Origin of the sequence: Mycobacterium sp. (assembly GCF_050700595.1) — a bacterium.
Classification (GTDB): domain Bacteria; phylum Actinomycetota; class Actinomycetes; order Mycobacteriales; family Mycobacteriaceae; genus Mycobacterium.
On record NZ_JBOHHI010000123.1, the window covers coordinates 1 to 5,922 of the forward strand.

Consider the following 5,922-nt stretch of genomic DNA (forward strand, 5'->3'; position numbering starts at 1 on the left):
GCGGATCAGTCCGTCGCGCACCCCGTGCAGCATGTTGACGATGTTGCGGAAGGCGGTGTTCATCTGGCCCATGGTGTCGTGAGACGTCATTTGGGCGGTGCCGCTCCAGCCGGCCCCGGCGATGTTGGCCGAGGATGCCCACATCTTGCGGGCCTCGTCTTCGACGGTCTGGGCGTGTACGTCGAACCGGCCCGCCATGTCGCGCATGGCGTGCGGGTCGGTCATGAATCGGGTGGTCATCGGGAATCTCCTTCGGAAGTGTTCGACTTGAGTCCTGTGCGGTTACCCGGCCACCACGGGTCGGGGCATCACAGTGGGCTTGATGCCATAACGCGGCGTGCCGAAACCAAAACCGCGGTTGCCGCCGACTCCCGTCGGCACCGCCGGCGGCATTGCTGCCAGGTTGTTGGTTTCCGGGGCGGCGGCCCAGCCGCTGCCGGCCACCGTGGTGGCGGCGGTGCTGGCGGGTGTGGCGCCGGCCCAACTCGTCGGCACCGACAACGCCCCGACCGTGGTGGCCTGGCCCAGCCCGGCGGTCGCCGAGGTAGCGCTCGCGGCCGCGCCGCCGACGCCGCCGCCCAACGCACCCAGGCTGCCCAGCGCGCCACCCGGAGCCAGCAGGGACCCCAGGCCGCTGCCGACCGTGCCACCTCCCGCTGCGTTGAAACCCGGGCCGGCGAAGTAACCGATCATGTTCGGAATCAACGTCGACGGGATATAAGCCAGGGCCGTGGCAGCTCCGGATGTGGCTGCCGGAGCGAGTCCCAACGGGTCGGGAGCAGCGGCGGCGGGCGCCAAGGCGGCCGGCGTCAGTGCAGCAGGTGTCACGGCGGCCGGTGTCATGGGTGACGACATGCTCTGCATCACACCGGGCAATGTCGACATCATCTGCGCGGCTTGGGCATGGCTGCCCACGGCGTTGCCGGTGGCCGCGGTCACCGCGGTGGCCTGCCCGGCGGCGCCGGCCGGGTTGGTGTTCTGCTTCGGCTCGGCAAACGGCACCAACTTGCTGGCGGTCGCCGACGACCCCGCGTAGCCATACATGGCCGCGGCGTCTTGGGCCCACATCTCGCCGTAGTGGGCTTCGGTGGCCATGATCGCCGGGGTGTTCTGGCCCAATACGTTCGTCGCCACCAGCGAGGCCAGCTGAGCACGGTTGGCCGCAACCACCGGCGGAGGCACCGTCATCGCGAAAGCGGCCTCGTAGGCCGCCGCCGCCGCGTTGGCCTGTATTGCGGCCTGCTGGGCCTGCATGGCGCTCGTGTGCATCCACGCCACATACGGCGCGGCCGCCGCGGCCATCGATCCCGACGCCGGGCCCAGCCACTCCTCGCTGCTCAATGTCGAAATCACCGATTCATACGCGGCCGCAGTCGAACCCAACTCGGCGGCCAGCGCGTTCCACGCCGATGCGGCGGCCATCATCGGCATCGGGCCCGGGCCGGCATAAATGCGCGCGGAGTTGACCTCTGGTGGTAAAGCTCCGAAATCCAACATGACCCGCTCCTACCCGGCCGCGATCGCGTTGGCGACCTCGGTGGCCGCATACGAGCCCGCGCTGGTGCCCAGCGTCTGCACAAACATCTCGTGAATTGCCTCGGCCTGCGCACTGACCGCCTGATACATCGCGGCATGCGCGGCGAACTGTGTTGCCGTCAACACCGACACCTCGTCGGCGGCTGCGGGAACCACACCGGAAGTCGGGGTTGCCGCAGCCGCGTTCTGGGCGGCCATCGCCGAACCAATCCCCTGCAGGTTGCCGGCCGCCGCCGTCAACGCTTCGGGCTGAGCGGTTACGAAAGACATGACTTCTCCTCACGAAAAACAGGCCGACCCCAACACCCGGGCCGACCGCTGCAGTGGCATCGCATAACCGAATCCATATCCACGCCACCACGGTTGCCCAAAAACAAACCCCAGTGATAGCCCGTTAACCGCTTCTTAACCGCTGCGCGGGAAGTCTTAACACTGCGGCGCCGCCCGACATATTGCTGTCATCTGCCGACCCGGCAAGGCGTTTGCTCCACCGCCCGGCAACGCGGGATGCGGAGTTACCGGAATCGGTGCGACGGCAGTGCCGCCGTGTCGGCCGCGACGGCCTCGCGCTACATTCGCCGCCATGCCCCCATAGCCCAATCGGCAGAGGCAGCGGACTTAAAATCCGTCCAGTCTGGGTTCGAGTCCCAGTGGGGGCACCGTGAAAACGATTGGCGGCCTACCCAGGGGCCGAAGACGGCAGGGAGCCATTATGTGTCGGTGGATAACCTTCTAGCGGAAGCTATTTGGTGCTAGAGGTGCTCGGGGCAGTAGGCGCTGGCCGCGGTTACCGCAAACCGTGCGGCATGCTCGGGCGTGAACCCCGGATTGGTGCTGAGCACCGCGTTGACGGTGTCCATCGGTGTGAGCCCGTTATCCATCAGCTCGCACACCGCCCGGCCGGCTGCGATGGCTTGGCTCGCGCCGCGATGGGTAATGCCGGCCTGGTCGAGGGCGGCCAGGAAGCCTGCATCGTTGCCGAGGTCTTCGGCCTGCGCAGGTCCTGCGGCAAGCCCTGCCAGGGCGGCGAAGCCGGCAAATGCAAGTGCAAATTTCTTTGTGGATTTCGGTGTGGGACGCAAAGACATGACTACTCCTGCAAACAGTGCCGCGCTCGCGGGCGGGCTGGTGCCGCATATTCACTGTCCCTTAGGTACTAGGACGGGTAGTAGGGCCTTAATGCCTCGGTTCGTCTCCCATTGAAGTCAGCGACACCAGCACTGCAGGCCTGTATGCGCTGGTCAGAGCACGGTCACAGCTAGCGGAGCGAGCTGCTGGTAACACCGATTTAACAATTCGAGCGGCGACGCTTATGTCTCGGTAACAGGAATTTAACAGCCGCTGGGAAGACTACGAGGCATGAAGCGCCTACTCCTCCTGGCGAGCATCGCCGCCGCAATCGGCCTGGCCGTACCGGCGCACGCCGACGGCAGCAGCGATGCAGGCTTCCTGGCCTCCCTCGACCAGGCTGGCATTACTCATCGCGGCGCGAGCCAAGCCATCGCAGCCGGCCGGGCGGTGTGCGAGTTGATGGATAACGGGCTGACACCGATGGACACCGTCAACGCGGTGCGCAGCACCAATCCGGGGTTCACGCCCGAGCATGCCGCACGGTTTGCGGTCAGCGCGGCCAGCGCCTACTGCCCCGAACACCTCTGAGTAGCGGCAACGGGCGGTTCGGGTACCGCTATATCGGTTTCGCGCCGCGTGTGATTTCGGCCTCTATTTCGGCCGAAAGGGTAAGAGTTTCTTAATCGGCAAGCCGATTGTTGTTAAGCCGCGTGATGTTAGCGATTATCACGAAGCCCCTGCAAGAGGGAATTGATTCGTTCGCTGTCCCGCGTCGGCACGGGCGCGCAACGCATTTCGCCTTAATCGCAGCCTGAGCTGTAGGTGTGACGCGGGCAACAAGGAGTGAAACTGCTCACTTTTTGGCGGGAATTCGCCCACTAGACTCGCTCGAAACCAGCGCTGTGAAACGCCGAATCCGAATGACGCCGGGTTGTTGATGGACCAGCAGCTCGCCTTCCCGGGTCCGCCCGGTCCCGTGGGTGAACGATCGAAAGCAGGTGCCACTGTGGGCGATGTCAGCTTGAGCTTCTCGGTAATCGCCCGAATCGGTGTGCACCGTGGCGTCATCACCGGTATTGCCGCCGACCCCGCGGCCAGCAGGCTGATGGTGACGAACCACGCCGATAACAGCGTTTCGTCGATCGACACCGACACCTATACGCACGGGCGGACGGTGGTCGGAACCAACGAACCATTCGCCATCGCACTCGCGGGCACCCGGGCATACGTCAGCACGGTTTCGGCAGCGTACGACGCGATCGTGGTCATCGACGTCAACACCGGCCGGGTCGTGGGAGTTCACCCGGTGGCACACAGCGTTCGCGACCTTGCGGTGAGCCCGGACGGAAGGCACGTTTACGCGTGCCGAACCGCCGTGCACGGCGCCGACGTCGCGGTGCTCGACACCATGACCGGTCGCGTCGATTCGATCGGCCTCGCGGCCGGGGATCATGGGACCGGGGCCACCACCGAGTGCGTGCGCGTGAGCCCGGATGGGGCCCGGTGCTACGTCGCGACCGACGGAGCCTCCGGCGCAGAGCTTGCCGTGATCGACACGCACCAACAGCGCGTGGTCGGCGCCGTCCGGATCGGCTCGCCAATCCGGGATGTGGCGCTGCACCCGCACGGCGACGCGGCCTACATCGTCAGTTGCGGCCCCGACTCCGGCGCAGTGCTCGACGTCGTCGACACCCGCACCAACATGGTCACCGGCACCGCCAAAATCGGCGAGGTCAGCGGTCTCGGCACGCAGCTGAGCGTGAGCGGCGACGGCGAGCGGGCCTACCTCGTCGGCGACGAGAGTGTCGTCGTGCTGAGCACGCACAGCCACGACGTGATCGGCACCATTGCGGTCGGCTGCCGGCCGTCGTGCGTGATGGAAAGTCCGGACGGGAACCACCTGTACATCGGCGACTACGCCGGTACGGTCAGCGTGATCGCGATCCATCCGGCCGACGCCGACACTGCCGCGCACGACTGGACGCTGCCCGAGCTGCTGGCGCTCGAGCCCGCCATGGCCTGACCGGCGAACCGGCGCGATATCGCGCCGAGAAACATAAGCTGTACCTCGATGTACAGCACGATGCAAAACTTCCCGTTGACGATCACGGCGATCCTTCGGCATGCCTGCGGCATCCACGGAGCGCGTCGGGTCACTACCGCAACAGGCAGTGGTTACCGCGACTGCAGCTACGCAGAGCTGGGTGAGCAGTCGGCGCAGCTGGCCAACGCGCTGCGCAGCCTCGGGATCAATCGTGATCAGCGGGTCGCCACGTTCATGTGGAACAACCAAGAGCACCTAACGGCCTACCTGGCCATCCCGGCGATGGGCGCGGTGCTGCATACCCTCAACATCCGGCTCTTCGCCGACCAGATCGTCTATGTCGCCAACGAGGCCGAAGACCAGGTCGTGCTGGTCGACCTGTCGCTGGTCAAACTGCTGGCGCCGATCCTGGGTCGCCTCGACACCGTGCACACCGTGATCGCGGTCGGGGAGGGCTCTACGGCGGCGCTGGACGAGTCGGGCAAGACCGTGCTGCGTTACACCGGCCTGATCGCCGGCGAGTCAACCGAGTTCGACTGGCCGGACATCGACGAGAACTCCGCGGCGGCGATGTGTTACACCAGCGGCACCACCGGCAACCCCAAGGGCGTCGTCTACAGCCACCGGTCCAGCTACCTGCACACGATGGCGGCCTGCACCACCAACGGGATCGGGGTCAGCTCCAGCGATCGCGTGCTGCCGGTCGTGCCGATGTTTCACGCCAACGCCTGGGGACTGCCGTATGCGGCGCTGATGGCGGGTGCTGACCTGGTGCTGCCCGACCGCCACCTGGACGCCAAGTCGCTTGTCGACCTGGTCGAAACGCTGCGACCGACCGTGGCCGGGGCGGTGCCGACGATCTGGAACGACGTCCTGCACTACCTGGAGAAAAACCCCTCCCACGACATGTCGTCGCTGCGACTGGTCGCCTGCGGCGGCTCGGCCGTCCCGGTTTCGCTGATGCGTACGTTCGAGGAGCAGCACGGCGTCCAGATCCGCCAGCTGTGGGGGATGACCGAAACATCGCCGATGGCCACCATGGCGTGGCCGCCGCCGGGGACGCCGGATGAGCAGCAGTGGGCGCTGCGTGCGACCCAGGGTCAACCGGTGTGCGGCGTCGAGGCCCGCATCGTCGACGACGACAACAACGTCTTGCCCAACGACGGCGCGGCCGTGGGCGAACTGGAAGTCCGTGGCCCGTGGATCACCGGCTCTTATTACGGCGGCGCCGACGAGTCCAAGTTCGAATCCGGTTGGCTGCGCACCGGAGA

Annotated in this window: 7 protein-coding genes and 1 tRNA gene; 4 read left to right on the forward strand and 4 right to left on the reverse strand. The window is 66.3% G+C overall.

Annotation, left to right across the window (positions count from 1 at the left end):
- The 3 genes from ACRDTL_RS12240 to ACRDTL_RS12250 form a co-directional block, all read right to left on the reverse strand.
- On the reverse strand, nt 1-240 hold a 240-nt coding region (locus ACRDTL_RS12240), incomplete at its 3' end, for a WXG100 family type VII secretion target (RefSeq protein WP_431506974.1).
- A 42-nt stretch (nt 241-282) separates the two neighbouring features.
- Entirely contained in the window at nt 283-1,497 is a 1,215-nt protein-coding gene (locus ACRDTL_RS12245) for a PPE family protein (protein WP_431506975.1), read from the reverse strand.
- Between the two features lie 9 nt (nt 1,498-1,506).
- On the reverse strand, nt 1,507-1,806 hold the full coding sequence (locus ACRDTL_RS12250) for a PE family protein (RefSeq protein ID WP_431506976.1): 300 nt from the start codon (nt 1,804-1,806) through the stop codon (nt 1,507-1,509).
- A gap of 315 nt (nt 1,807-2,121) precedes the next feature.
- Here ACRDTL_RS12250 and ACRDTL_RS12255 point away from each other — a divergent pair.
- Nucleotides 2,122-2,195, forward strand: a tRNA-Leu gene (locus tag ACRDTL_RS12255).
- Nucleotides 2,196-2,288: 93 nt separating this feature from the next.
- Here ACRDTL_RS12255 and ACRDTL_RS12260 read toward each other — a convergent pair.
- Nucleotides 2,289-2,624, reverse strand: a complete 336-nt coding sequence (locus ACRDTL_RS12260; protein ID WP_431506977.1) for a DUF732 domain-containing protein — start codon at nt 2,622-2,624, stop codon at nt 2,289-2,291.
- Nucleotides 2,625-2,895: 271 nt separating this feature from the next.
- Here ACRDTL_RS12260 and ACRDTL_RS12265 point away from each other — a divergent pair, with 271 nt between their 5' ends.
- The 3 genes from ACRDTL_RS12265 to ACRDTL_RS12275 all read left to right on the forward strand — a co-directional run.
- Nucleotides 2,896-3,195, forward strand: coding sequence for a DUF732 domain-containing protein (locus ACRDTL_RS12265; RefSeq protein WP_431506978.1), 300 nt, complete (start codon nt 2,896-2,898; stop codon nt 3,193-3,195).
- Between the two features lie 418 nt (nt 3,196-3,613).
- Nucleotides 3,614-4,630, forward strand: coding sequence for a YncE family protein (locus tag ACRDTL_RS12270; RefSeq protein WP_431506979.1), 1,017 nt, complete (start codon nt 3,614-3,616; stop codon nt 4,628-4,630).
- Nucleotides 4,631-4,678: 48 nt separating this feature from the next.
- Nucleotides 4,679-5,922, forward strand: a 1,244-nt coding sequence (locus ACRDTL_RS12275; RefSeq protein ID WP_431506980.1) for a long-chain-fatty-acid--CoA ligase, incomplete at its 3' end; no start/stop codon positions are given.